General features: G+C 47.1%; 23 protein-coding genes and 6 tRNA genes. 14 read left to right on the top strand and 15 right to left on the bottom strand.

The window, feature by feature from the left end:
• Positions 1-115 precede the first annotated feature (115 nt).
• Positions 116-883: a hypothetical protein gene (locus tag QZ367_RS07800; protein WP_291939266.1), complete on the top strand. Its 768-nt coding sequence runs from the start codon at positions 116-118 to the stop codon at positions 881-883.
• Between the two features lie 526 nt (positions 884-1,409).
• Here QZ367_RS07800 and QZ367_RS07795 read toward each other — a convergent pair.
• The 6 genes from QZ367_RS07795 to QZ367_RS07770 all read right to left on the bottom strand — a co-directional run bounded on the left by QZ367_RS07795 (position 1,410) and on the right by QZ367_RS07770 (position 5,054).
• Complete coding sequence (locus QZ367_RS07795) at positions 1,410-1,973, bottom strand: ribonuclease HII (RefSeq protein ID WP_291939263.1); 564 nt, start codon at positions 1,971-1,973, stop codon at positions 1,410-1,412.
• Positions 1,970-2,395: an RDD family protein gene (locus QZ367_RS07790; RefSeq protein ID WP_291939261.1), complete on the bottom strand. Its 426-nt coding sequence runs from the start codon at positions 2,393-2,395 to the stop codon at positions 1,970-1,972. Before QZ367_RS07790 ends, QZ367_RS07795 begins: the two co-directional genes overlap by 4 nt.
• Before the next feature lie 97 nt (positions 2,396-2,492).
• On the bottom strand, positions 2,493-3,104 hold the full coding sequence (pyrE, locus tag QZ367_RS07785; RefSeq protein ID WP_291939258.1) for an orotate phosphoribosyltransferase: 612 nt from the start codon (positions 3,102-3,104) through the stop codon (positions 2,493-2,495).
• A 3-nt stretch (positions 3,105-3,107) separates the two neighbouring features.
• Positions 3,108-3,665, bottom strand: a complete 558-nt coding sequence (frr, locus tag QZ367_RS07780; protein WP_291939256.1) for a ribosome recycling factor — start codon at positions 3,663-3,665, stop codon at positions 3,108-3,110.
• 101 nt (positions 3,666-3,766) lie between these two features.
• A complete protein-coding gene (secG, locus tag QZ367_RS07775) occupies positions 3,767-4,264 on the bottom strand; it encodes a preprotein translocase subunit SecG (protein WP_291939253.1) in 498 nt (165 codons plus the stop codon).
• Between the two features lie 94 nt (positions 4,265-4,358).
• On the bottom strand, positions 4,359-5,054 hold the full coding sequence (locus QZ367_RS07770) for a Bax inhibitor-1/YccA family protein (protein ID WP_005870935.1): 696 nt from the start codon (positions 5,052-5,054) through the stop codon (positions 4,359-4,361).
• Positions 5,055-5,185: 131 nt separating this feature from the next.
• Here QZ367_RS07770 and QZ367_RS07765 point away from each other — a divergent pair, with 131 nt between their 5' ends.
• The 5 genes from QZ367_RS07765 to QZ367_RS07745 all read left to right on the top strand — a co-directional run bounded on the left by QZ367_RS07765 (position 5,186) and on the right by QZ367_RS07745 (position 9,892).
• Positions 5,186-5,854 (top strand): carbonic anhydrase, encoded by a 669-nt coding sequence (locus QZ367_RS07765; RefSeq protein ID WP_291939248.1) that lies wholly within the window; start codon positions 5,186-5,188, stop codon positions 5,852-5,854.
• Positions 5,820-7,934 (top strand): mechanosensitive ion channel family protein, encoded by a 2,115-nt coding sequence (locus QZ367_RS07760; protein WP_291939245.1) that lies wholly within the window; start codon positions 5,820-5,822, stop codon positions 7,932-7,934. Before QZ367_RS07765 ends, QZ367_RS07760 begins: the two co-directional genes overlap by 35 nt.
• Positions 7,927-8,100, top strand: coding sequence for a hypothetical protein (locus tag QZ367_RS07755; protein WP_005870938.1), 174 nt, complete (start codon positions 7,927-7,929; stop codon positions 8,098-8,100). The genes QZ367_RS07760 and QZ367_RS07755 overlap by 8 nt, the downstream gene beginning before the upstream one ends.
• Positions 8,100-8,831, top strand: coding sequence for a Fe-Mn family superoxide dismutase (locus QZ367_RS07750; RefSeq protein WP_291939240.1), 732 nt, complete (start codon positions 8,100-8,102; stop codon positions 8,829-8,831). Before QZ367_RS07755 ends, QZ367_RS07750 begins: the two co-directional genes overlap by 1 nt.
• A gap of 701 nt (positions 8,832-9,532) precedes the next feature.
• Complete coding sequence (locus tag QZ367_RS07745) at positions 9,533-9,892, top strand: hypothetical protein (protein ID WP_291939237.1); 360 nt, start codon at positions 9,533-9,535, stop codon at positions 9,890-9,892.
• Positions 9,893-9,905: 13 nt separating this feature from the next.
• Here QZ367_RS07745 and QZ367_RS07740 read toward each other — a convergent pair whose 3' ends face one another.
• The 6 genes from QZ367_RS07740 to QZ367_RS07715 all read right to left on the bottom strand — a co-directional run bounded on the left by QZ367_RS07740 (position 9,906) and on the right by QZ367_RS07715 (position 19,048).
• A complete protein-coding gene (locus QZ367_RS07740; RefSeq protein WP_291939235.1) occupies positions 9,906-11,693 on the bottom strand; it encodes a M3 family metallopeptidase in 1,788 nt (595 codons plus the stop codon).
• Positions 11,694-11,701: 8 nt separating this feature from the next.
• The gene (gene dcuC, locus QZ367_RS07735) at positions 11,702-13,093 is read right to left on the bottom strand and encodes a C4-dicarboxylate transporter DcuC (RefSeq protein WP_291939232.1); all 1,392 of its coding nucleotides are present in this window, start codon (positions 13,091-13,093) and stop codon (positions 11,702-11,704) included.
• A gap of 1,223 nt (positions 13,094-14,316) precedes the next feature.
• Positions 14,317-15,522 (bottom strand): toxin-antitoxin system YwqK family antitoxin, encoded by a 1,206-nt coding sequence (locus tag QZ367_RS07730; protein ID WP_291939229.1) that lies wholly within the window; start codon positions 15,520-15,522, stop codon positions 14,317-14,319.
• Between the two features lie 162 nt (positions 15,523-15,684).
• Entirely contained in the window at positions 15,685-16,197 is a 513-nt protein-coding gene (locus QZ367_RS07725) for a DNA-deoxyinosine glycosylase (protein WP_291939226.1), read from the bottom strand.
• 344 nt (positions 16,198-16,541) lie between these two features.
• Positions 16,542-17,753 (bottom strand): molybdopterin molybdotransferase MoeA, encoded by a 1,212-nt coding sequence (locus QZ367_RS07720; RefSeq protein WP_291939223.1) that lies wholly within the window; start codon positions 17,751-17,753, stop codon positions 16,542-16,544.
• Entirely contained in the window at positions 17,750-19,048 is a 1,299-nt protein-coding gene (locus QZ367_RS07715; RefSeq protein ID WP_291939220.1) for an MFS transporter, read from the bottom strand. The genes QZ367_RS07720 and QZ367_RS07715 overlap by 4 nt, the downstream gene beginning before the upstream one ends.
• A 105-nt stretch (positions 19,049-19,153) precedes the next feature.
• On the opposite strand from QZ367_RS07715, the gene QZ367_RS07710 reads away from it, so the two are divergent.
• From QZ367_RS07710 to QZ367_RS07675, 8 genes are all read left to right on the top strand, one after another.
• Positions 19,154-19,783: a non-canonical purine NTP pyrophosphatase gene (locus tag QZ367_RS07710; RefSeq protein WP_291939216.1), complete on the top strand. Its 630-nt coding sequence runs from the start codon at positions 19,154-19,156 to the stop codon at positions 19,781-19,783.
• 74 nt (positions 19,784-19,857) lie between these two features.
• Positions 19,858-19,934: transfer RNA gene (locus tag QZ367_RS07705), tRNA-Pro, on the top strand.
• 5 nt (positions 19,935-19,939) lie between these two features.
• Positions 19,940-20,016, top strand: a tRNA-His gene (locus tag QZ367_RS07700).
• A 6-nt stretch (positions 20,017-20,022) separates the two neighbouring features.
• A tRNA-Arg gene (locus tag QZ367_RS07695) sits at positions 20,023-20,099 on the top strand.
• A gap of 15 nt (positions 20,100-20,114) precedes the next feature.
• Positions 20,115-20,191 (top strand) — tRNA-Arg (locus QZ367_RS07690).
• Between the two features lie 49 nt (positions 20,192-20,240).
• Positions 20,241-20,325 (top strand) — tRNA-Leu (locus tag QZ367_RS07685).
• A gap of 14 nt (positions 20,326-20,339) precedes the next feature.
• Positions 20,340-20,414 (top strand) — tRNA-Asn (locus tag QZ367_RS07680).
• 451 nt (positions 20,415-20,865) lie between these two features.
• Complete coding sequence (locus QZ367_RS07675) at positions 20,866-21,045, top strand: hypothetical protein (RefSeq protein WP_291939213.1); 180 nt, start codon at positions 20,866-20,868, stop codon at positions 21,043-21,045.
• Positions 21,046-21,095: 50 nt separating this feature from the next.
• Here the strand turns inward: QZ367_RS07675 and QZ367_RS07670 are convergent, their stop codons facing one another.
• From QZ367_RS07670 to QZ367_RS07655, 3 genes are all read right to left on the bottom strand, one after another.
• Positions 21,096-23,216 carry a TonB-dependent siderophore receptor gene (locus QZ367_RS07670; RefSeq protein WP_291939210.1) on the bottom strand — a complete coding sequence of 707 codons (2,121 nt, stop codon included), beginning with the start codon at positions 23,214-23,216 and terminating at the stop codon, positions 21,096-21,098.
• A gap of 129 nt (positions 23,217-23,345) precedes the next feature.
• Entirely contained in the window at positions 23,346-23,498 is a 153-nt protein-coding gene (locus tag QZ367_RS07660) for a hypothetical protein (protein ID WP_291939206.1), read from the bottom strand.
• A complete protein-coding gene (locus QZ367_RS07655) occupies positions 23,488-24,576 on the bottom strand; it encodes a PepSY domain-containing protein (protein ID WP_291939203.1) in 1,089 nt (362 codons plus the stop codon). Before QZ367_RS07655 ends, QZ367_RS07660 begins: the two co-directional genes overlap by 11 nt.
• Positions 24,577-24,853 lie beyond the last annotated feature (277 nt).

Here is a 24,853-nt window from a genome sequence, read left to right as displayed (position 1 = left end):
GGGGGGGGGGGGGGGGGGGTGGGTGGGGGGGGGGGGGGGGGGGGGGGGGGGGGGGTGGGGGGGGGGGGGGGGGGGTAGCATTATTTTCTAGAAAATTCACTTCAAGGAGTTAAAGATGAAATATGTGCTAAGTGTCGCGCTGGCGGCATTGTTTTTAGCGGGATGCGGCGAGGACGAAGTAGAGCTCGTGAAAAACTACACTCTGCCCGATTTTAAGTCTATGAGTATCGGCACGGCGATCGAGGGCTCGAAAATCTGCAAAAGTGTCACCTGGAGCAAAGAGGAAAACGGCGGATTAAAGATGGTCAAGATGGTTTGCGACGTGGATATGGAGCGCATGAAAGCAAAGATAGTGCAAGATAAAACCGAGAGCCTTAAATCTTATAAACAAAGAGCATTGGATACATCTTTAAATAATGCTATGATTTATTACAAAAGTAAGGTCTATGATGAGCAAGGCCTGCTTAAGCTAGCAAAAGAACACTGCAAACTCAATGAGGTAAAATTCCAAGAAACATTTAAAACTAAAGGCAAAATAGAATTCGACGATGAAGACAAGATAGTTGATTGTGACGATAAATTAAAAGTGGAATTTCAAAAAGAATATAGCGTTGATTATATTATAGAATATCTTAAGAGAGCCGTCTATTACTCGCAGCTAACAGTAGAGCAATATGATGCAGTTTTTGGACGCAAAAAAGTAGAGTATCCATCAAAAGCTGTTATTGAGCTAAATTTTATCGTGAATGCCGATAAAAGCATAAGTTTGTCGGATAAATTTATGGTGACCGAAGATGTTGCCGATGATATTATTAAAACAAGTTCGTTCACTGGTAAAAGGGTGGCAGAAGACGCCTTAGTAATTTTCTACGAAAGAAAGTAAGCACCTCATCTCGCGGCTAAATTTTATAAAATTTTAAAATTTAGCCGCTTTTTTATATCAAAATTTCATTCAAAATTTTACCCGCGGTTTTAAATTTAAAACGCAATGCCTTCTCGTCGTCAAGGCTAAATTTAAATTTTAGCTTTATTGCGGCGCGCGGACTGAATTTACGCTGCGCGGAATTTTAAATTTTATTCAGCATACTGTGCTGCGCGGATAAGCTAGCGAGCCGAGCTCGCAGTTTTAGATAAAATTCCGACCTTGTACGGGCTCTTACGAGATATGAAAGCGCAGTTAAAATTCCTGCAAGCAGCGCAAGAGTAGGCCATAGCCGAGAGCGCAGGCTGTGGGCTATTAAATTTCTTGCTAGCTAGGCAAAAAGCGTATTCGCCTGCCAAAACTAGCGATTATCGCATCGGCTGAAATCGGTATGCTTTGTCAAATATGAGTTTCGGCGCCGTTTGCCGACGGAGTATCAACCGAACGGCGGACTTTGCCTCACCGTTCAAGCAGGCTTGCTACGGCATTAATCAAACAGCGAGGGTTGCAGCGATTTGATCTTGTAGCTTGCGCGATGAAAAGGCGTGAGCCCGTACCGCTCGATCGCCGCGATGTGAGCGCGCGAGCCGTAGCCTTTGTTTTGCGCGAAGCCGTATTGCGGGTAGCGCCGCGCGAGCTCATACATCGTGCGGTCGCGCGTGACTTTGGCGAGGATGCTCGCCGCGCTTACTTCGGCGATTTGCGCGTCGGCCTTTACGAGCGTCTGAAGCCCGCGTACGCCGAAGTTTGCGTTGCCGTCGTAAATGATCTGTCCGCTAAAACCCGCAAAATACGCAAGAATCTGCTCAAGCGCCGATCTTAGGCACGAACTTAAGCCCGCCTCATCGACCTGCGCGCTTGAAATTTCGACGATTTTGTAGCGCGAGCTTTCGATGATCTGAGCGTAAAGCTCCTCGCGCCGCTTCTCGCTTAGCTTTTTGCTATCGGCAAGTCCTGTGATCTCGCGCTGCAGCACGCAGCCAGCGACGCAAAGCGGTCCCGCAAGACATCCGCGCCCTGCCTCGTCGATGCCGCAAATCTGCCCGCTCACTGCGCGTCCTTTCGCACGACTGGCGCGGCCCCGCTTAGCAGGTCGTGTAAGTTCAGCCTGTCTTTGCGAAAAAAGCAGATCAAAAGCCCAATGACGCTAAAGCCCGCAAGCACGAAGCAAGCAAAGCGAGCTAAGGCTCTAAAAAAGCTTACCTTGCGTCCGCTGCGAACGTCGATGAGGTAAAGCCCCGCGAGCTTATAGCCAGGTGTCTGAGCGCTGCGAGTGTAGAATGCTGCGCAAATCGCGCCGTAAGCAAGCCAGATAAGCGCGATCGCGGCTTGGTTGCGCCACAGAGCCTCTTTCGAGCCCAAGACGAGATAGGTAACGCCGTAAAATAGGGGCATCGCGATGATGAAAAGATCGACGATGAAGGCCTTTACGCGCAGAAAAATCGGTGAAATTTTAGCTTTTTGTTTTGCCATTTTGATCCGTTTTAGATTAAATTTTAAAATTCCGGCGCGCTAAAGCCGAGAGAATAAAATTTAATCTCGCTGCGGTTTCTTAGCAGCAAATCGGCGCCTAGTTTCCGCGACTACCGGGCTTGATTGCCTTGCTTCCGGCGGCACAAAGCGGGCAAGTCGCGGGCTCGTAAATTTCAAACTCGAAATTGCCTAGCGCAAAAAACGGCTTATCCGCGGGCAGCTTGGCGCCAGCCTTAGCACTGCTGCCCGCTAAATTTGCGACCTTGCAAAATCCGCGATTGGCAAGCGCGGCAAAGCCCGCGACCTCGCCGCCTAGGTTTTCGATGAGCTTTGCGCTCTCAAGAGCCGAGCCGCCCGTCGTGACGATGTCTTCGCAGACGATAAATCTCTCGCCCTTATGCACTTCAAAGCCGCGTCGCAGGCTCATTACGCGATCTACGCGCTCGGTAAATATGAAGCGTTTTTTTGCCGCGCGAGCTAGCTCGTAGCCCGCTAAAATTCCGCCCAGCGCGGGCGAGCAGACGCTATCAAACTCCACGCCCGCTTTTTCGATGATAGCGGCAAGTTCGTCCGCAAGCTGTCCTGCGAGCTGCGGATCCTCAAGTACTTTGGCGCTTTGCAGATAGAATTCCGAGTGGTTGCCGCTTGAAAGCAGAAAATGCCCTCGCAGATATGCGCCGCAGTCGCGATAGATTTTTTCTATATCCACAGCTCAAACCTTCAAAAGCTCGGCTTCTTTGGCCTTGACTGCGTCGTCGATTTTACTTGAGTAAGAGTCGGTGATCTTTTGCACCTCGTCGTAGCCCTTTTTGGCGTCGTCTTCGGAGATCGCTTTGTCTTTTTCGAGCTTTTTGATTTCGTCGTTGGCGTCTTTGCGGACGTTACGAATGCCGATTTTAGCCTTCTCGCCCATCGCTTTGGCCTTTTTTGCGTTTTCTTGGCGTTGCTCGATCGTCATCGGCGGGAAAAATAGCTTCACGCTCTCGCCGTCGTTAGTCGGATTGACGCCGATATTTGCCGCTGCGATAGCGCTTTCGATCGCCTTTAGCATCGGCTTTTCCCACGGCGTGATCGAAATCGTTACCGCATCGGTCGAAAGGACGGTCGCGACCTGATTTAGCGGGGTTTGCGAGCCGTAATAATCCACGAAAATATGATCTAGGATCGCCACGCTTACTTTGCCGGTGCGTAGCGTCATAAAGTCCTTTTTCAAAGCCTCGATAGCTCGATCGCCGTTTGCTCTTTGCTCTTTATAGATAGCTTCTAGCATTCAAATCCTTTAAATAAAATTTGCGAAATTATAGCGTTAAAAAAATAAGAATAGCATTTAAAAGCGCGGATTTTGCGCTTTTAAATTTTAAAATTTAGAGTTTATTTGGTTGTGTTTTGATCTGCGGAAGCAGCGCTGGTATTGGTATCACTTGATGCTTGTGACCGAGTAGGCGCGCTAGCTGCGGGTGTTTCGATTTTCGGAGCTGTTGAATTTACCTCGCTGCTATTTACAGGATTTGACTCGGTGCTTGCGGGAGCGAAATTAGGCTTTGCGCCTGAAGCTGGGATGGATGGCACGCCAGGGACAGCGTTTGGCACGGATCTAGTAGCATTTGCTTCAATCTTTACGCGATCTACGACAGAAGATTTAGCATCTTGCTGATAGAAATACGCAAGCACGAGTGTATTTATCACAAATAGAATTCCCATCGCGGCGGTAAATTTAGCCAAAAATCCCGCTGGACCCTTCGCACCAAATAAGCTTTCGTTACTTCCGCTGTATGCGCCAAGCCCAATAGAAGAGCTCTTTTGCAGCAGAACGGAGATCGTAATTATCACGGCGAAGACGACTTGTAAAACCAAAAATAACGTAGTCACTATAAAACCTTTTGAAAAAATTGAATTTGCGATTATAATAAAAGATTTATAAATTTTAAGTTAAGAGTGCACCGCACGAAGCGGTGCGTAAAATTTAGTCTCTGCTTGCGCCGAAAATTCTTAGCAGCGAAAGGAAGAGGTTGTAGATGTTTAGATACATATCTACGGCAGCCATTATCGGTGAAGTGTAGGTGCCGTTTATAATATTTTTAGTATCGTAGATAATATACATCGAAAAGATTAAAGCCGAAAAAGCTGAAATTGCTATATCAAGCACGGTGCTTTTGAAAAAGAAGTAGTTCAAAAGGCTTAGCACGATAATAGCCACAAGCGATACCAATAGCGGTTTGCCCCAAGAGTCGAAATTTGTCTTTGTATTCATCGCATAAACGGTAAGAGCACCGAAAGTAATCGCCGTAGCCACGAACGCATGCGTTACTACGTCTCCGGCACCCGCTGCGATATAAATAGCAATCAATTTACCTAGAGTAAGACCGGTAATAAAGGTAAATGCAAAAAGCAAAACCAGCGCGATCGTGTTGGCGCCGCGATTTACAGCTGCTTGCATACCGAAGATCAGCCCCATTAAAAGCACTAGATATAAAAATGGATGAATAGCCAAGCTCACGCCGAAACTCATCGCGACAAAAGCCCCTGCCGCCGCAGCTATCATCGAAGCGGTTAGAAGCGCGTAGGTTTGTTTGATAGTCTGAGAGATTCGTCCTTGTTCCAGTGATGCGTCCGATAGCTCATAGCCGTCCGCGTAATTTCGTCTGTCGTATAGACTCATATTTTTCTCCTTCTTTTGATTTATGAGCGGGGAGTTTAGCGAAAATTTGGTAAATATATAATTAAAAATTCCCAGAATTCTATCTATTTATGAAAGTAATATATAATTCCCGACTTTTTTAAGGAGAAAGTATGCCCAGCCAGTTAATAAATGGAGCTATTAAATTTATGGAAGAAAATTTTGCCGAGCATGCCGAGCTTTTCGGAAGTTTGGCAAATCATCAAAAGCCCCACACACTTTTTATCGGCTGCTCCGACTCGCGCGTGGTGCCAAGCCTAATTACCTCGACGCTTCCAGGAGAGCTTTTCGTCGTGCGAAATATCGCAAACGTCGTTCCTCCATACCGAATTAGCGAGGAATTTTTAGCGACTACCTCAGCGATCGAATATGCGCTGTATTCGCTAAATATCAAAAATATCATCGTTTGTGGGCACAGCAACTGCGGCGGTTGCGCGGCGCTGTTTTATGGCGCAAAAAAGCTTGAAAAAATTCCAAACGTAAGGCGCTGGCTAAATTTAATGCAGCCCGTAAAAGACGAGGTCGAAAAGCTAAAAGATCTCGGCGCCGACAAGCGCGAGTGGATCACCGAGAGATTAAATATTATAAATTCCATGCAAAATTTACTTAGCTTTCCTGGCATCAAAGACGCCTACAAAAACGGCGAGATTAAAATTTACGGCTGGCACTACGTCATCGAAACGGGCGAGCTATTCAACTACGACGACGAAGGCGCGCATTTTACGCTATTAAATAAGGGAATGGATTATGAAAAAATCTATAATCAGCTTTTTAACGATTAGTCTTTTTAGCGCCGCTTTAGCGTTTGCAGACCTCAACACGACCGGCGAGGGAAGCTTTGTAGAGACGAATTCTTCTACTCCAGAGGCAAATCTTACTTTAGAAAACAACAAAACCGAGATCAAAAAGGAAGTCGCTAAAATTCTATCCAAATCCCTCGGTGCGGAGGATGGCAATAAAACCGAAGTAATAAATATGATCGCAGAAAAGGTCGCCAAAACGGAGACTTCACAGAAAAAAACTCCTAACGGCGAGACGCTTATCTCTGTAATCAAAGAGATTAAAAAGCTAAATTTGCAGCGCAGCTCCCTGCTTAATGGCGGCGATGCCAACGCGAGCAAAAACGAACTGGACGCCATCGATCGCAATAAAGCTAAGCTCTTTGATCGCTTACCTTTCGCGATTACGCAGCAGGATATGGATATCGAAAGCATAATGTCGTATGCACAAAATAAAAAGAACATCCAAACTACGCTAAAAAAATACGCTAAAAAGCAGAGCTCTCCCGAATACGTAAATGCAAGCGCAGATTTAGAAAAGATGGAAATGGCAGAGATCTTTTATACCTCACTTATGAAAATTGAGGATATGTTTGTAAACGGCGCAAGCAGAAGCGCGCTTGAAAGCGAGCTAAGTAGCACGCTACTAAATATCCAGACTAGGGATTTTAGTAAACTTAATGATTTGAAAAATAATCTAAGCAGTCAAGAGCAGATAGACGCCTTAGAGTCTAAAATCAACGATTTGAAAAACGACAAGCAGACCTACGACGAGGTGCTTACGTATCTATCGCGAAATAGCGATCTACTCGCAAGCAGCGTGGTTTTTACGAGCTTAAATTTTAAGTCGGTGATCGATTATATCAACGATAAAATTCCGTTTAAGCTCAGCCACGTAAATTTCGGCAAGCTCATTCTAATCACGCTGATTACGCTATTTTTCTACTCGCTTCGCAGGCTGCTTGCCAACATCATCTATTTCGTATTTAAATTCTTTAATAAAAGCTTTTCGCTGGATAGCGAAACGCTAAAAACGCAAGTAGTAGGCATCATCAAGCGTCCGATGGGTATTTTGCTGATTGCTTATTCGGTCGATATCTGTCTTAGTATATTTTATTATCCGGCGCCTGTGCCGATAAAATTTGCAAATTTATTCTCGATCGTTTACGTGGTGCTCTGGGCATGGCTCATTATCGAAATCATCGATGGTTACGGCATTGTCGTGCTTGGAAACATCACGAAAAAAGGCGTCAGAAAAGATATCATAAATCTGGTTGTTAAAATTCTATACGTCATCGTAATCATCATCGCCGCGCTTTTGGTGCTAAAGCGTCTAGGCTTTGACATCTCGGCGCTTATGGCGTCTCTTGGAATCGGCGGACTTGCGATCGCGTTTGCGACCAAGGACATCATCGCAAATTTCTTCTCATCCGTGATGCTATTATTTGATAACTCGTTCTCGCAAGGTGATTGGGTCGTATTAGGCGACATAGAAGGAAACGTCGTAGAAACGGGCTTTAGAAAGACGACGATAAGAACCTTTGACAACGCTCTTGTTTTTGTGCCGAATTCCAACATAATGGCGCAAAATATCAAAAACTGGAGCCGCAGGAAGGTAGGGCGGAATTTAAAGCTTACCGTAGGTGTCGAATACGGTGCGAGCACGGCTCAACTGCGAAAGTGCGTAAACGATATCAAAGAGATGCTAAAATCTCACCCGGGCATCGCTCAATCTGCAGATACGGCGCTAAATTCTAAAGATTTTCGTATGCGCTATAGGCAAAACATGGTTTCTATCGACGATTTAGCGGGCTATAAAAGCACTATGTTCGTGGCGCTAGATAGCTTTGGCGATTCGTCCATTAATATTTTAGTTTACTGCTTCACAAAAACCGTAATATGGGCAAATTTTATCCAAACCAAAGAGGATGTTTTATTTAAAATAATGGAGATCGTGGAGCAAAACGGACTATCGTTTGCCTTCCCATCGCAGAGCGTTTATATCGAAAATATCCCGGAAATAGCAAGCGAATGCGTAAAATCAAAAGTAAATTCCAACGACAAAGGAGAGCAAAATGGCTGATTTCGATGACTTCGAAGACGAAGAGTTCGATGAGGACGAATATGAGGACGATGATCTAATCGGAGGCGACGAGAGTTACAACTACAACTACGACGAGGATGATTACAGCTACGAAGACGACGACGGTTTTAACGATTATAGCGATTTGGACAGCGAGGATTATTAGTGTTTAGATCCAGGGCGCTGCCTTTTGATCCGCGCACGAATAAAATCGCGAGCTTGCAGAGTTTAAAATTTCATCACGGCGGGCTTTGCGAGGACTACGTCTCTGCCTTAAATCGAGATATAGCGGACACGCCGATACAAAACGCAGATCTTTTTACGATTATCACGCAGTCTTTCAGGGAGGCTCGCGGAGAGGAGTGCGAGTTTTCGCAAATTTCAAAGCTTTATCAAATTTGCCTAGGTTTTAGCCGTATTTTTAACAATGCCTCTGAAATTTACAACCACGATTTTTACTTCGATTGTATCGCGCAGCCCAGCGAGCCTAGAGGCGAGTTGGCGGACGCTTTAGCGCAGGCTTTCGGCGGGATAGAAAATTTGAAAAGCGAGTTTTTAAAGCGCGCACTGGAGCTTTTCGGTAGCGGCTGGTGCTGGCTTGCGTGCGACGAGCGCGCGGCGAATTTAGAAATCATCACGACGCAAAATGCGGACACGCCGATCGTGCGTGGTAAAATTCCGCTTTTAGCCTGCGATCTTTGGGAGCACGCCTATTCTGTCGATCATCAAAATGCGCGCAAGTTCTACGTGGAGAATTTCTTGCGCTTTGCGGACTTTGGCTTTGCAAGCGACGCCTACTTCCAGGCGAAAAAGCAAGGACTTGACTCCGTAAAGCTCTACATCAGCGAGCTTCACCCCGCTGCCTCCTCGCGCTGCGATTGCGGCTGCTGCGGATAGATTTGAGCTTTTGTTACACAGCTTCGAGCACTGCAAATTATTGGCTCTCTATGACCGCCGCGCGCTAAATTTCAAGCGCCTTCCGCTTCTTGGCGTCTATATTTTGCCTCGCGAATACTGCACCGCCCGTGGCGCCGCAAGACCTTAGGCTTGCTGTCTCGCCGTATAAATTTATGTGGATTTTGATCTTGAGCTCATTTGGCGTCTGCGGATTGAAATTTTACGATTTAATTTGAAGCTCGTCTCACTTAGAGTCCCGTTTGTCGTTCTTGCGCGCTAAATTTCATTCTGCCCGCCGCCTGACAGCTCCGTCTTTTCAAACACGCTAAAATTTTATCGTATGCGTTTTACTTTGCAAATACAGCGTCGCACGGACGCTTACATGAAATTTCGCTTAGCAGCCATGCCGGCTAAAATTTTAACGTTGTCGCGCGCGCATCGAAATTGTAACGCTATGAGTGAACACCACGCAAAATTTCAAAGTTGCAAATAAGCGGCCCGTGAAATTTTAAGACCGCGATAGGCGGCCCGCTCTCTGCCTCGGTAGCCGAGATAACCGATCCGCTGCCTGCGTTGCGTCGTATCGCCGCGCCGCCCGCGCCTTTCGCATCGGCTCTTTATTGCGTTGCGCGCGCTTTGAATGTCGCAAGCGCTTAAATTTACTCGCATCCTCAAGCGACATGGCGTCGCGAGCACGGCGGATGTATGATTTGAAATTTGCGCCGCAAAAAACGGCGCAGATCCCTATCTCGCGTGGCGATGAGGTGAGCTTTAGCGATATGATTTTAAATTTAGCGATAAATTTCGAGCAAAATTCCAAAGATAGCGATCTGGCGCGATCTAAGGCCGCGCGGTCGCAAGACGCACAGACGGCGCACGGGCAAAATTTTAACGGCGCGCGTAGATTTTCTAGCGACGCACAGGAAGCCCCGGGCGGCGCGCAAAAGGGTCCGAGCGATACGCTCGCTAGCAGCGGAGAAGGAATTTTAAAATTTCGCCCGCCCGGCTTCATCCGCCCCACGCTCGCCTCTCTCACGCCTTGCACCCGCCCTCTTTGCTAATTTTTGCGCCCATTTACTCCGCTCGGTCTTTTGATTTATTAAATTTCATCCGCTCCTCGAGCCGCTTAAACTTGTCTGCGTAAATTAGCGCATTATCGACGCACTCAAGCCAAAACTCCAGTGTTCGCGCGTCCTTGCCGAAGTGCTTTTGCAGCAAAGCTTCGACGCTCATCACTCCGCACTCGCGCAAAAACGCCTTGTACGTGCCGATAAATTTATCGCCCGCGCGCCTAAACTCGCCCAGCAAAAACTGCGATAGCAGGTAGCCGACGGTGTAGGGGTAGTTGTAGATGTATTGATCGGTCTTGTAAAAATGCAGCTTAAAGTACGGCAAAAAGCCCTCCGTATCCTGCGTCGTATCGCCGTAGCGTCCGCGCCACGCCTTTTGCACGAGCTCTTCTATCTGCGTCGTGCTGACCGCGCCCTTTTGCTTAGCCTTTAAAAAAGCGATCTCAAAATCAAACCGCACGCCGATGTGTAGCATGAAATTTGCCGCAGATTTTAGCTCCTGCCACAAGATATCAAAGAGCAAATTTTTATCCGCGCTGTTTTTTCGCAAGTAGTTTCGCAGCACGGCTTCGTTAAAGGTGCTAGCAGCCTCGGCTAGCGTCATAGGAAACTGCGTGTGCAGCGCGGGCAGATCGCGCATGATCCAGTAGTGCCACGCGTGTCCGAGCTCGTGCGCCTGCTGGATCATATGCGCCTGCGTGTCCATGTAGCTAGAAAATACCCGCGGTTGTTTAAATTTATCAAACCTTGTATAAAACGCGCCGCCCGCTTTGTTTTCGCGCACCTGCGCCTCGATCCAGCTCCTCTGCAGCATCATTTTGATAAATTTAGGAATCTCCTCGCCAACCTCGCCCAGAGCCTCACAGATCGTCTCTATCGCCCGCTCGTAAGGTATCTCCTCTGCGCTAGCAAAAGGAGATGGCGCGAGCAGATCGCAGGCGTAAATTTTACCCTGCGGGAAGTACTTCGCGCGCAGACTCACGCACTCTCTGATCCTGTCCGATCTCTGACCTAGCGCCGCAAACATCGCCGTTACGGCCTGCTCGCTGATCTTGTTTTGCTGCAGGCTAGGCGTTAGGATATCCGTCCCCGCCGCCCTGAATTCGCCCAGCCTAAAGCCCTGAAGCAAATTTAAAACGTCGGCGTACAAACTCGCGTGCTTATCGTAATACTCCACCAGCCCGTCAAATACGCTCTTTCGCAGCGCCGCATCGGGCGAACCCTTTAAAACGCCCACGCATTTTGAGAGATTATAGACGCTTTTTACGCCGCTTTTATCCGTAGCCTGCACGGCGATGAGGTTGTTTAGATGTCTAAATACGCCGTAAAGCGGAGCGAAACTGCTAGCCGCCGTATCCTCGTAAATTTTACGCTCCTTTGCGTCAAATTTTGCCCGCCAGCTACTTTTGTGCTCGTCGTAAAGAAATTTTATCCGCGCAAACTCCTGCGTTTGGCGCGCGGTATCAGAGGGATCTAGCGCATCTATCTTTTCAAAAATGATCTCTTTGATCCGCTCAAGACGCAAAAATTTCTCCCTGATTTTTGCCTCGGTCGCACCTGCTCGCTCGTCTTTGGTGTCGTCGCTTGATTTGCAGCGGCAAAACGCGAGCAAGGAGTTCGCCTCCTCAAAGCCGCACTCGTAAGCGTTTATCAGTAAATTTAGTCCGCCGCTAGAGCCGAGTAGCTCCTCTATCTCGCCTAAAATTTCGTCCAAATTTAACAGCGCGTCCGTAAATCTCGCATCGTCAAAGTCGCCGTACGCGTCCTCAAACGTCCATCTAGGAAGCTCCATTTTACGCCTCACAACGAGAGTAAAAATACGAAAATATGGTGGCTAAACAGGCCCAAGACCGCCGGCACGCTGCAGCGTTTGACGATATCGAGCAGACTGCACTTTAGCATGCCCGCTATCGCGACGACCACGCCTGCGACGGGCGAGAGAGGGCGAGCGATAGTCGAGGCCTGATGCATCGGCAGCACGAGCATCACGGAGCTTACGTTTAGTTTGGCTGCGATATGCGGCACCATCTCGATGAGCGGGTAGAAGCTCGCGCCGTTTGAGCCAGAGATGATCGTAACTAGCGTCGTGATGATCACGAAAAGCACCGACATGCCAAATCCGCCAAAGCCAAGCGAATTTGCGAGCCCTACGATACTATCGAGCATGCCTAGCGCCTTAAAGCCTTCTGCAAATACGCCCGCTGCGATGATAAGGATCACGACGCCGCTTAGACTCTTGCCCATCGCTTGGAAAAACACCTTGACCCCTTCGGCAATCGGGTCAAATTTGAACCTATGCCTAACCGTTTCAAAAAGCATTGCGATGACGATCGAAAGGATGATGATCGCTGAGATGTCAAGCTTGATAGAGGCGATGCAGTACTGCGAAAATACGACCACCAAAATCATCGGTAAAAACGGCAGTATCGCGTAAATTTTAGGAGCGGCGGCCTCGGGATTTTGCACGGCGCCGTCAAATTCCATCACTTCGCCCACGTGCTCGCTGCACACCCAGCCCTCTTTTTTATCCAGATATCTGTTCCAAAAAACGAGCGCGATACCCATCACGATCGAGGTCGGAAGCGCGGCCGGAATTTTATAGACGAAAACATAGTCAAGGATACTAAGCTGCGTAGCCTTCGCCGCGGCGGCCGTCGATGCGCCGATGAGCACCATCGAGGCGGCTCCCGACATCGCGCAGATCGAGCCTACGGTAAGCTTGTTTAGTCCAAGCGAGATGAGCACGGGCCCCAGCAGCGCAAGACATAGCACGCCAAGCCCCACCGCGCTAGTGATAACCATGCTGATGAGCTTAGCTACCGCAAAGGCGACGAACACCATGACGTATGGGTTTTTGATCCTAGCAAAGCGCTTCGTAGCGATAGAGACGAAAGCGTGGTTCGCGCCGATATGCGTCATATAGCTCGCAAAGCCCACCATAAACATGATAATAAGGCCTAAGCTTGCAAATCTATTTGAGAACATATATCGGATAAATTCGATGATATTTAGGTAGGCGTTACCCGTTGCTACGGCCTGTTTGGGCATAAAATTCCCCGTGCCCAGCGCGACCGAGCAGATCAACATAAAAACGCCCGAAAGAAAAAGCACGAGCGGCGCGTACTTACCCCGCACTATCGCCCAACCCACTATAAACAGCACTACCGTGCCGATAATAATGCCCGCAGTCATTTTAGCTCCTTTCGCGGTAAAATTTAGCGAATTTTACTACGAACATCGATATTTTAAGCTAAAACAAAGATTATTTTTTGGCTTTCTCGCGCCAGGGATACTTTACGCGATCTTTGATTGATTGAAATTTTACATTTGGAGCGCAGATTTGCGACTGAATTTATAAAATTTAAAGTAGTTCTCAGCTCAGCGAAGGGGACTGCGGCGCAGCACAGAGCGAACGCGGCGATGGAATTTAATTTTAACCATTTGCGCGGCGGGTAGATATATGCGGCGTAAAACGGCGCGCATTGAGAGCTTTTGGCAGCGATTGGTTCCCGTGTGACGCGGCGAGTGAAACGGCATGCACTGTGCGCGACTGGCAAGCGGGCGCGAGCGGCAGATACTGCGTTTTGAAGTCGAGATTAAGCCGGGGTAATAAGAATTTTAAAATTTCTCTGTCCGTTTAGGTGAAATTACTGCGTCAAAGGCAGGGTGCGGCGGGTTTGAAATTTACGCCTGAATAGCACGGTTTGCGAACCGCGGGCTAAATTTAACGAAAATCGATCGTCGAATTTATCCTTTCGGCGGTTAAAATTTTAGCGCCGTTTCAGCTTGAAATTCTGCTTTAAATTTTAAAATTTGTGCCGCGCCAAAGTTGCTCGTTACGCGGAAAAGACAAGTCGTATCGAAGCCAAGCTATGCCGCGTCGAGGGATACCTGCGCGCTAAAATACAGCGTGGAATTTTAAGCCACATTAGCTCAAATCACGCGACGAGCTGCGCTGCACGAGACCTCGTCAATTAAAGCGCCAGCCGTATTCGCGCGCCGCATAAAGCCGCTCAGCGTAGAATTTACTCGTTTAAACACAGCACATCGCTTCACGAACACAAAATTAGTCCGCTAAGGCAGCACTTGTCGCACGGCATGCAAGCTATACTAAAAGTGCGAACCATGTTTGCTCAAAATCCAAAGTCATACTCAATAAAATTCAAAGCCGTACCCCAAAAATACAAAAACCGCACTCGCTCGAAAGGTAAAGTTAAATTTATTTAAGACGTAAACCCACGCTCAATCAAAACGCAAAGGCGTGCTTGCTTAAAGCAAAAAGCCAGTACTGAAAATGCAAAGCTGCAGCCGCCGAAAACTCAAAGTCGCGTCTGCTTAAAATTTTCTAGCTTATTTAAAATTCTAAGCCTACTCAAAGCCCCAAACCCGCTTAAAATTTTAAAATTTAGCCCGCTTTACTCCCTCGCTAGGCCGTTTTTATCGGATTTGTCGCTAATTAGCTTGCCGCCTTCGTCGTATTTTTTGGCGCGCACGAGCCTGCCGCGCTCAAACTCGCCCTCGGCTTCGAGCTTGCCGTCTGCGTAGTAGTGCTTCGCTACCCCCGTCTCTAGGTCGTCTTCGAACATCACTCTAGCCTTGAGTGCGCCGTTTTCGTGATATGTTTCGTATAGTCCGTGTTTGCGTCCGTCTTTGAACATCACCTTCGCTGCAAGCGCACCGCTTGCGTAATATTGCTTACTCGCGCCCGTTTGCCTGCCGCGCTCAAACTCGTATTCGCCCTGCAGCGCGCCGCCCCTGTAGTATTCGCGCACGGCGCCGTCGCGCTCGCCGTCTTTGAAATTTTCGACTACGCGCATCTTGCCGTCCTCGTAAAACAACTTCCAAACGCCCTGTTTGCGGTCATCCTTGTATGTGCCGGTCTGCTTTAGCGCGCCGCTTTCGTAATACCATTTTTCCGTGCCTTGGCGCTTGCCCGCTTTGTATGTTCGCATGCCACGCACTTTGCCGCTTTTGTAATAATCCACGTCCTTGCCGTTTCGCAGCCCGCCCTTATACGGATGGCGCGCGCTTACTTCGCCGCTTTCGTAGTAGTCGGTGAAAACGCCCTCGCGCCTGTCCGCTTTATACGCGCCCCGTTGCTTTAGCTTGCCGCTTCCCTGATAATACAGCTTGTAAAAACCCTCGCGCTTGCCGGCTTTGTATTCGCTCTGCGATCTCAGCTCGCCGCCGTCCGCGTAGTAGCTCTTAGCGACGCCGTCGTACAGGCCGTTTTTTATCGGATATTCGTTTGAGGGCTTATCTCTGCCGTCAAAGTAATCGCGCTGAAGCACCGCTGTGCCGTCCTTTACGTCGATCTCGCGAATTAGCGTGGGCGGCAGCGGCTTTGCTCTAGGGTAGACGACGCCCATAAAATTTACGTCGTAGAGATCCTCGACGCTATAATGCAGCACCTTGAGCGTCCCGCTGTAGGGCTTATCCGCTACGAAATACAGACCGTTTTTTAGGACCGGCTCGGGCTGCATTACGATTTTTGGCTCCAGAGCTTGCGCGCCTAGCGCTAAAAATAGAAGTAGGAACTTTAATGTGCTTGAAAAGCTAAAATTTCGTATTAAATCTAAGCCTAAATTGAGCGAATTTTGCGCGGCTTTGTAGGTTTTCATATTTTGCTTCCTTTTGGCTCGGTTAAATTTAAAGAATTTTAAAATTTAAAGCTAAATTTTAGATAAATCCTCACGGAATTTGGGCTGTGGATTTAGTTTATGATGCGGGCGGAGTGCAAGCCGTACCCGTAAGCCTCGCACGCTGTTTAACGGAGCCGAGCGCTAAATTTCGGCGCGATTTAACACATCCGCGACGATCGTCCACTCGCGTACGAGCCTTTCAAAGCTAAAATTTGCATTTGCAGGGCTCGTGGATGGCAGCTTGATCGGCTCTCTGCCGGTTGCGTTTAAAATTTGAGTTTTTAGGTATTTTTCACAGATTTCATGCGCCTTGCCGCCGTTTGCGAATACCTGCACGATGCGTGCGCCGCTAAAGATCGGTTCTAAATTTGCAGGCACGACGGCGGTCATTTTGGCGTCGCTCGAGCCCTTTATCTCGCAGCAGATCGCCGCGTCGTAGACGGCGATGCCGCGGGCGAGTAGGAATTTTATCTTTTCGTCCATGCTTGCAGGCGGCGGCGCGTTTAAAATTCGCGCCAGCACCCGCCAGAAGCGATTTTGCGGATTTGCGTAGTAAAAGCCAAATTTACGAGAAACGACGGAGGGAAAAGAGCCGAGGATTAAAATTTTAGAATTTTGATCGAAAATCGGCTTAAAAGGGTGAGTTTGGCTCATTTTGCACCCGCTTTGTATTCACCAAAACGCCCGCCGGAGCGCCATAAAATTTATCTTTCATTTTCGCTTTATCTCTCGTAAATTTCGCAATTTCGCCCGCGAAGTAGCTTGGAGCTGAAATTGTGCGGCGGTAAAGATTTCGGCGCACTTGCTTGCTCTGATACGGCACGCGGTAAAAATTCTAATGAGCCTACCGTGGCGTGCGATTTGGGTTTAAATTCCAACTTTTTAAACCTCGAAGCCGAACTTCGCAGCCAAATTTAACGCCTCGCAGCGGCAAAATTTTAACCCTCGCGGCAGTTAAATTCCGTCTGCCCTCGCAACTGTCTCCGAACCTCTGCGCCCTAAATTTTAGGTACCGAGATCACGCGCACGAGCTCGCCTTTTTTGAGCTCTTTGACCTCTAGCGGCGCGACTAGCAGGACGCTATCGTCGTCTAAATTGTTCAAAATCGCGCTGGAACCCTGCTTTTTGCTTTGTAGGCTAACAAAAAGTCGCCCCTCTCTGTTTTGCAAGAGCGCAGGCATAAACTCCAGCCACGGCGTTTTTTTTACGTAGTCGTGATCTAAGATCGCACTAAATTCTGTATTTTCGTGCACACCGAAGGATCTTTGCAAATATACGCGCAGAAACAAAATGCACGTAATAAGCGCCGAGAGCGGGAAGCCGGGGAATGCGAAGATATATTTTTCGCCGGTTTTAGCTACGCGCACGTGGCGGCCCGGTTTGATCGCCGCACCCTTTACGATGAGCTCAAATTTTGATTGCAGGGTGCTTTGCACGAAGTCGTAGTCTCCGACGCTCACTCCGCCGCTAGTTAGAAGTACGTCGGCGCTCTGTAAAGCCGATAGGATCGCGCCTTCTAGCTCTTTTTCGTCATCGCGTACTAGAGGCATTATCATCGCTTCGCAGCCTAGCTGCGTTACTAAATTTGCAAGCGCGATGTGGTTAGAGCTATAAATTTGAGCGTCGTTTTCGAGCCTCTCGCCTAGATCCTTGATCTCGCTGCCGGTGGCTAGGATCGCTACTTTTGGGCGGACGAATACGCTTATGTGAAATAGCCCTAGCTCGGCTAGCAGCGCGATCTGCGAAAAGCCGAGCTTCGTGCCGCTACGAAGCAAAAGCTCGCCCTTGCGGTAGCTTTCGCCCGCCGCGCGCACGGCAAAGCCCGCCGCGACAGGCTTTGCGACGATAATTTCGCCGCCTTGCACCTGCACGTTTTCAATCGGCAGAAGCGTGTCGCTACCCTCGCACATGAGCCCACCGGTGAAGGTTTTGACGCACTCGCCCGCCTTTGCCGCGGCGCTAGGCATCTTGCCTGCAGGCGTCGTGCCGACGATCTTAAATTTCGCTCCCTCGCTTAGATCCGCGCCCTTTAGCGCGTAGCCGTCCATCGCGGCGGTCGGGCGACGCGGAGTGCTAAAAGGCGCCGCGACGTCGCTTGCTAAAATACGCCCCAGCGCCTGCGTGATCGCGACTTTTTCGATGCGCGAGGACTTTTGCACCGTGTTTGCGAAGCGCTCCATCGCGCTTTCAAATTTTTCAAATTCCATCATTTGCCTCCTACGATTTTATAAATTTGATCTTCATTTATCAATTTCGAGTTAAATTTCACAACGAGTTCGCCATCGGTCTCGTAAATTTCAATAATGCCCTTTACGCCCTGTAGTCCGGAAAAATCGCCGCCTTTAGGAAAGTATAAATTCTTAAAAAGTTTTGGATCGCTCAGCCTAGAAAGTAGCACAAGCCAGATCACACCCAAAACCGCGACACCAATGCCTAGCGCTTCGATGCCGATTTTGCCAAAAAGTGCACCGCCACATAGCCCGCCCAAAAAACTGCCAAAAAATCCGAACGAATTAAAAATCCCAAGTGCGGCGCCTTTTTGAGCGACTTTAGCAAATTTGGACGCAAGGCTTTGCATAATGGGCTCATGCGCGTTAAATCCCACGAAAAAGAGCATCACGCCCACCACGAAAGCGCTCGCCCCGCTAGCAAACGCAAAAATCAAATACGAAGCGATGAAAAAGCAAATGCCGATAAGTAGAATTTGCTTAGCTAGTGCGCGCTTTTCGCCTAAAGCGCCGCTCGCACCCATCGCAGTAAAGCCGAATATCGCGCCTAGAGCATAAATTTTGGTCAAATCACTTTTGGAAAGTCCGAATTTTTGCACGAGCAAAATTGGAATTAGAAAAAACGCTGCCGTCATGAAAGCCTTTTGAAAAAAATTCGTTAAATTCATAAGCATTAAATTTTTATCGCTCAAAAGTGAGCCGAGCGGGACCTTTTGGCGCAGAGAGTGGATATGCGGTTCGGTAGGTACTACGAAAAAAAGCAGTACCAAACATAAAAGCGTAAGCGCCGAACTTAGATGAAATAGGCTGGCAAGTCCAAATTTGGCGCTTAAAAGCGGACTTAAAATCATTGCTACGCCAAAGCTCACGCCTATCATCGCGCCCATTACCGCCATCGCCTTGCCGCGCTCTTCCTCTCGCGTAAAATCGCTAATTAGTGCGGTAGCTACGGCTCCTACAGCACCGCAGCCTTGCAAAAAGCGCCCAAAAATCATCGTATAAATGCTCTCGCTCACCGCGCAAACGCAAGCACCCACGATGAAAAGCGCCAGCCCTATCGCAAGGGTTTTTTTACGTCCGATCTTATCGCTTAACACTCCAAATGGCGTTTGCAAAATCACTTGCATAATCGCATAAATTCCAAAAAGTAGCCCCACTAGACTTTCGTTTGCGCCGTGCAAGCTCAATGCATACAGGCTAAGCACGGGCAGCAAAATAAATAATCCAAAAAACCTCGTAGCGATGATAAAACTAAGCGGAAGGACGCTTTTTAGCATAATCTTAGACCTCAAATAATATGAAATTTGCGCCGATTATAGCCAAAAATCGTAACGAATTCTTTGATTTTGGGTAAAATGGCGGCTTAAATTTAAGGAGCGAGGATGAAAATTTTACTTGCGACGAGTAATAAAAATAAAGTAAAAGAGATAAAAGAATTTTTCACGGGATACGACGTGTGCGCGCTTGGCGAGGTGCTGGATCCTTTTGAGATCGACGAGTGCGGCGCGAGCTTCAAACAAAACGCGCTTATTAAAGTTCGCGCAGTGCATGAGGCGCTAAAAAGTAAAAATTTACAGAGCGAATTTTTCGTGCTAAGCGATGATAGCGGTATCTGCGTGGACGCGCTAGGCGGAGCTCCGGGGATATTTTCGGCACGCTTTAGTGGAGAGGGTGCAACGGATGCGAGCAATCGCGAGAAATTAGCCGCTAGCCTACGCGCGCTGGGGCTAGAGGAGAGCCCTGCGCATTACACGGCGGCGATCGCGCTAAAATGCGCTCTGGGCGAGTTTTGCACGCACGGCTTTATGCACGGCACGGCGATAACGCAGCAGCGAGGGCAAAACGGCTTCGGATACGATTTTATGTTTATTCCGCGCGGATTTGACCGCACGATCGGGGAGCTACCCGCTGAGGTGAAATTTGGAATTTCGCACCGCACGAAGGGGCTGGCGCTGATGCGAATTTTATTGAAAAATTTAGAAAAACAGATGAGATTCGTTAAATTTCATTAAATTTAGAGCCGTAAAAAGCGGAATTTAAGAAAAAATATATATAATACGCTTTTCATTCAATCCACGAAAATCTTCGGAGCGTAGCGCAGGCTGGTAGCGCATCTGGTTTGGGACCAGAGGGTCGAAGGTTCGAATCCTTTCGCTCCGACCATTGTGGTGAGTTTAGCTCAGTAGGTTAGAGCATCAGATTGTGGTCCTGAGGGTCGTGGGTTCGATTCCCACAACTCACCCCACTTTATGCGCTCGTAGCTCAATTGGATAGAGCAACAGACTTCGGATCTGTAGGTTGAAGGTTCGACTCCTTTCGAGCGTACCACTGATTTGATATTTTGCGCTCATAGCTCAGTTGGATAGAGCAACGGCCTTCTAAGCCGTAGGCCAGAGGTTCGAATCCTCTTGGGCGTACCATATTAAGCTCATATTAAGAGCTTTTTAGCTAATATGCGCTTTCTTTTTTGCGGATGTGGTGAAATTGGCAGACACACCAGACTTAGGATCTGGCGCCTCACGGCATGAAGGTTCAAGTCCTTTCATCCGCACCATCCATTCTACGCGTTCCGGATTAGCTCAGCGGTAGAGTAGGCGGCTGTTAACCGCTTGGTCGCTGGTTCGAATCCAGCATCCGGAGCCATCTATACTAAAAAATCCCTTTAGAACTCCGATTTTACCGATATTTTAAGAGCTTTAAGTTTTCTTAGTTTTATAAAATTTGTTCCCTATTTGTTCCCGAAATTTTTTAATATTCCAATTTCTTACCAAGCTTTCTAAGTTAATCTAAGATACCTTATTTTTATTTTTAAAAATACGAAAATAATTTTTTACTCTCGACTACTCTAAAATACTCTAAAGAACCATAGAGTATTAAAAATTTTTCAAAAACTACCCAAAAACCATTCAAAATACTAAAAGTAAATGAAAAGTTGCTGTAATTAGTTATGTAAGAACTAAGCAGAAGGAGAAAAATAATATGCTTAATGAACTATATAACGACGTAGAGTACAAAACGCTTCTTGAGCACATATCTAGCCAATATAAAGGAAAGGTAGTTTTAGACAGAAAGCAAACCGCAGCGGTTCTTGGTATTGGTATATCCACTCTTGATCCTTGTGGGCTCTGACATAATAGATGTGAAAAATTTCAGCTTCAAAAACGGCGAGATAAAGGTATTTTGCCTAAACCTAGTCGATACTAGCGACAAAGACTGGCTCGAAAACACGCGAGCTAAGATGCAAGAGATTTTAGACAAAGAGCGCGAAGGCTAAATTTTAAATTTACCTCGCCGCAAATTTAAGCGGCAAGGTAAAGGCTAAATTTAAAAATTATACGTAAAGCTTAGGTTAAACGTCCTAGCATCGCCGTAGATCATCTCGTCGCTACCGATACCCTCGTAGTATTGCTTGTCAAAGACATTATCGATATTTAGCTGGATGTCGAAATTCTCGCCGATCTTGTAGCCAAACATCAAATCTACCAGCGCATACGGCTTTTGCGTGATCGTCACATCGTTATCGGCGTTATAGATGTAGGTCTTGCCCTTATATCCCAGTCCGGCGCCCACTCTAAAGTCTCTAAATTCATACTTGGCAAAGAGATCGGCACTAGTCCTTGCGGCGTTTGTGTTAAATTTCTTCCCGCCGGCATCCTTTGCTTGAAAGTGTGCTAGGCCAAAGCTTAAGGTAAGATAGTCAGTCACTTTGCCGTTTAGATCGAGCTCAAAACCCTTGCTAGTCACGCCCTTTGCTGCCTTGTATGCGTCCTCGCCGGTCGAGCCTATCTGCTCTCCGGTCGCTTCGCCGACATTATCTTGGATGATTTTAAAAACACCAAAAGACGCCTGCAGCGCTCCGTCAAAGTATTCGCCCTTTATGCCCAGCTCATAGTCCTTGCCTTCGATCGGATCGAGATATTTGCCGTTTATGTCTTTGACGTCTTGAGGCTTGAATATACTCGTGTAGCTCGCGTAAAGCGTGTGATTTTGCCCCACGTCATAGGTCAGTCCTACATACGGGGTGATTTGATGGGTAAATTTTTGATCGACATTGCCTACGGTTTGGTTGCGTTTATAGTAGCTCACCCTGGTGCCGACTAAAAATTTCAGCTCATCGCTCAAAGAGAGCTTATTGGCAAAATATACCGCCCTTTGCTTGGTTTTGGACGGATTTTTCTGATCGACATAGGGCATATCCACGTCGTCAATATGCAGATTGTCAAAATCCACCTTCATATCCGCTAGATACGCCATGCCTGCCGGGGTCGCCTTGTAATCATCAAAATTTGTAAGCCTATACGAGCCCTCATTAAAGTTGTTATACATAGCACCTATCACAAACTCATGCCCCAAGCCAAATAGCTCGTAAGGCAAATTTGCGTAAGCGTCGAGGTTATGTATATCTGAGTCGTTTTTTGACCCCCAGATCAGCACATCGTTGCTATCTCCCGTCATATCTGGATTTACCTTGCCGCCGTAGTAGAGCATCTTTATGTCGCTTTTTACCTTTTTATAGGAGTAGGAGAGATTCACGCTTGCGTCTTCGCCTATATAATGCCTAAAATCAGCGTAAAGATCGAGCGTTTTTATATCCCACTTCGTCCAAGGCTGAGAGAATATCCTCTTTCTGGAAAATTTTACCAAGCTATCATCCGTGTAAAAAGCGGGCATGCCGCCATATCTGATGCCTCGACGCTTGAGATCTTGATACGAAGCCCCTAGGCTAAGCCATGAGCTATCGCCTATATCGCTATCGACAACGCCATAAAGAGATAAATTTTCACGCTTGTGAAAGTCCATATACGAGCCCGCCTTTTCTTTTATGAAGGCTAGCCTAGCTCTCACGTCGCCATCAGCAGTGATCGGAGTTTGCACGTCGCCATATACGCCGTATTTATCATACGAGCCGGCTTCTACGCCAAGGCTACCGGTCAGCTTCTTCGAGTCCGCTCTTTTACGGATGAAATTTAGGCTTGCTGCAGGATTGCCAGCACCTGCAAGTAGTCCGTTCGCACCGCGCACGACCTCGACGCGATCATACGCTATCATGCTCATATCGGTAGCCTCCAGCCCAAAGCCACCAAGGCTAGGCATCGAGTCGATGAGATAATAATCTATAAAAAAGCCCCTTGACATCGGTCGTATGGTCTCGTCCATACGATTTAGCGTTACGCCCGGGATGTTGGCTAGCAGCGTTTGGTAGTCTTTGATATTCATATCTTTTAGTTTAGCCTCGGTTATGACATCTACTGATTGTGGCGTTTGCCGAGCCGTTAAATTTAGCCTCGTCGTGCCCTTTACCAGCTCCTTTGCGCTATAATCCCTCTCATCATGACGCATCTTGCCCACCACATCGATAGTCCCCAGCGCCGCCTCTTTGGCTAAAATTTCCACCGCAAACAGCAAATTTAAAGCCGCCGCCGAAAGTAAAATTTCACCCTTCATCTATCCTCCTTTATGGCTAAATTTAGAAGCTATACGTAAAGCTTAGGTTAAATATCCGCGGATCGCCATAAACCATTTTGTTGTTTCCGATGCCTTCGTAATATTTTTTATTGAACACATTATCGATATTTAGCTGGATGTCAAAATTCTTGCCGACCTTATAGCCAAATCCTCGCTCGTGATCTCGACCGTTTCTAAATTCTTTGTTTCACTCGCTAAAATTTGCGCTATCGGCAACAAATTTAGAGCCACCATGCTTGAAAGTAGAATTTTACCTTTCATTTTTTCTCCTTTTAAAATTTGATCTTTTTATCCATAGATATATCCCTGAAACGCTCAAAATAAGCGGCGTGAGACCGACGAGAAACCAGATGAATTTCGTGATCTGGTTGTAGTAGCCAAAGTGAGCTTTTCTAAACGTAGCCAAAAATCGCTCCTCGAAATTTGCATCGTCTATATCCTTTACCTGTAGCAAACTACCATTTTGCCTGCTGTATGTGAGCATGCTGGAGTGCTCGTTGTATAAGAAATTTTGCCCCTTTTTGTAGCCAAAGAGCGATATGTCCGCTGCGTTACAAAAAGGCAAAGATATATAGTGAAGCTCGAAATTTGGCAGATCGGTTTTAGCTTTTCGCACGATCTCATCAAGCGATAGATTTTTGTTGTAAATTTCAGCGTTTATCGTAAATTCGCTCGTATCAAAGGGTTTAGAAAATAAAAACCTAAGCTCCCACCAAGCCCCACTAAGAGCGATGATGAGCATTATAGGCGTCGAAAAAACTCCGATAAATTTATGTATATCGCTCATAAAAACGGCCAGCTTGGCAAAACGCAGCTTAAATAAACTTTTCCAAAAATTTCGGTAAACGATAAAGCCGCTAAGTACGATGACAAAGGCGATCACTCCGACGATACCGACAAAAATCTGACCGCGTTCTTCAAATAGTAAATTTTCATGTAGCTCGGCCAGCACGCCCATAAAGCCGCTGTCATGTGGCGTAGGCCCACTTTTTATCTCACCGCTAAATGCGTCAAGATAGATGTATTCCCATTCCTTGTCGTTATGCTTTATGAGCCAAATTTTATCGCTCTTTTGGGGATTTTTATCGATATTCCAGCCGACTATCTCGTAGTCAGGGAATTTAGCGCTTATGATCCGCCTAAGCTCGTCAAATCCTAATCTTAAATTTTGCCCGACGCGGTGAGATGGCGAGATATTTACTGCGGCTGAGGCTAAAATGTTATTTATCTCATCTTTATAAACGAGCAAAGAGCCGCTAAGACATACGATGATAAACGGGATACAAAATATAAGAGAGATATAAGTGTGGATTTTATATATGAGTTTTTTAAAATTCATCTGCTTAAAGACCATCCTTGACACATTTGCCTTGCGTAATAATGGCGGATTTTAGCATCTTAAATATTAATAGTTTATTAAAATGAATATTAAAGTAGAGATTGTTTTTGAGCAAGAAATAAGAATCAAAAAGAAGAGCATTTTGTACGGGTTTAAGATTATTTAATAAAACAAGCATCGCTATAATATAGCCGTATTCATTTTTGTGGTCGTATTAAAAATCTCGATTTTATCGTGTTATAAATATGTCCATGTTATAAGAGCCTTATTTTTCCAA

The sequence above is a fragment of the Campylobacter sp. genome (assembly GCF_019423325.1).
Lineage (GTDB): Bacteria > Campylobacterota > Campylobacteria > Campylobacterales > Campylobacteraceae > Campylobacter_B.
The sequence above is the reverse complement of the archived record's forward strand: the minus strand, read 5'-3'. Positions and strand labels throughout refer to the sequence as shown.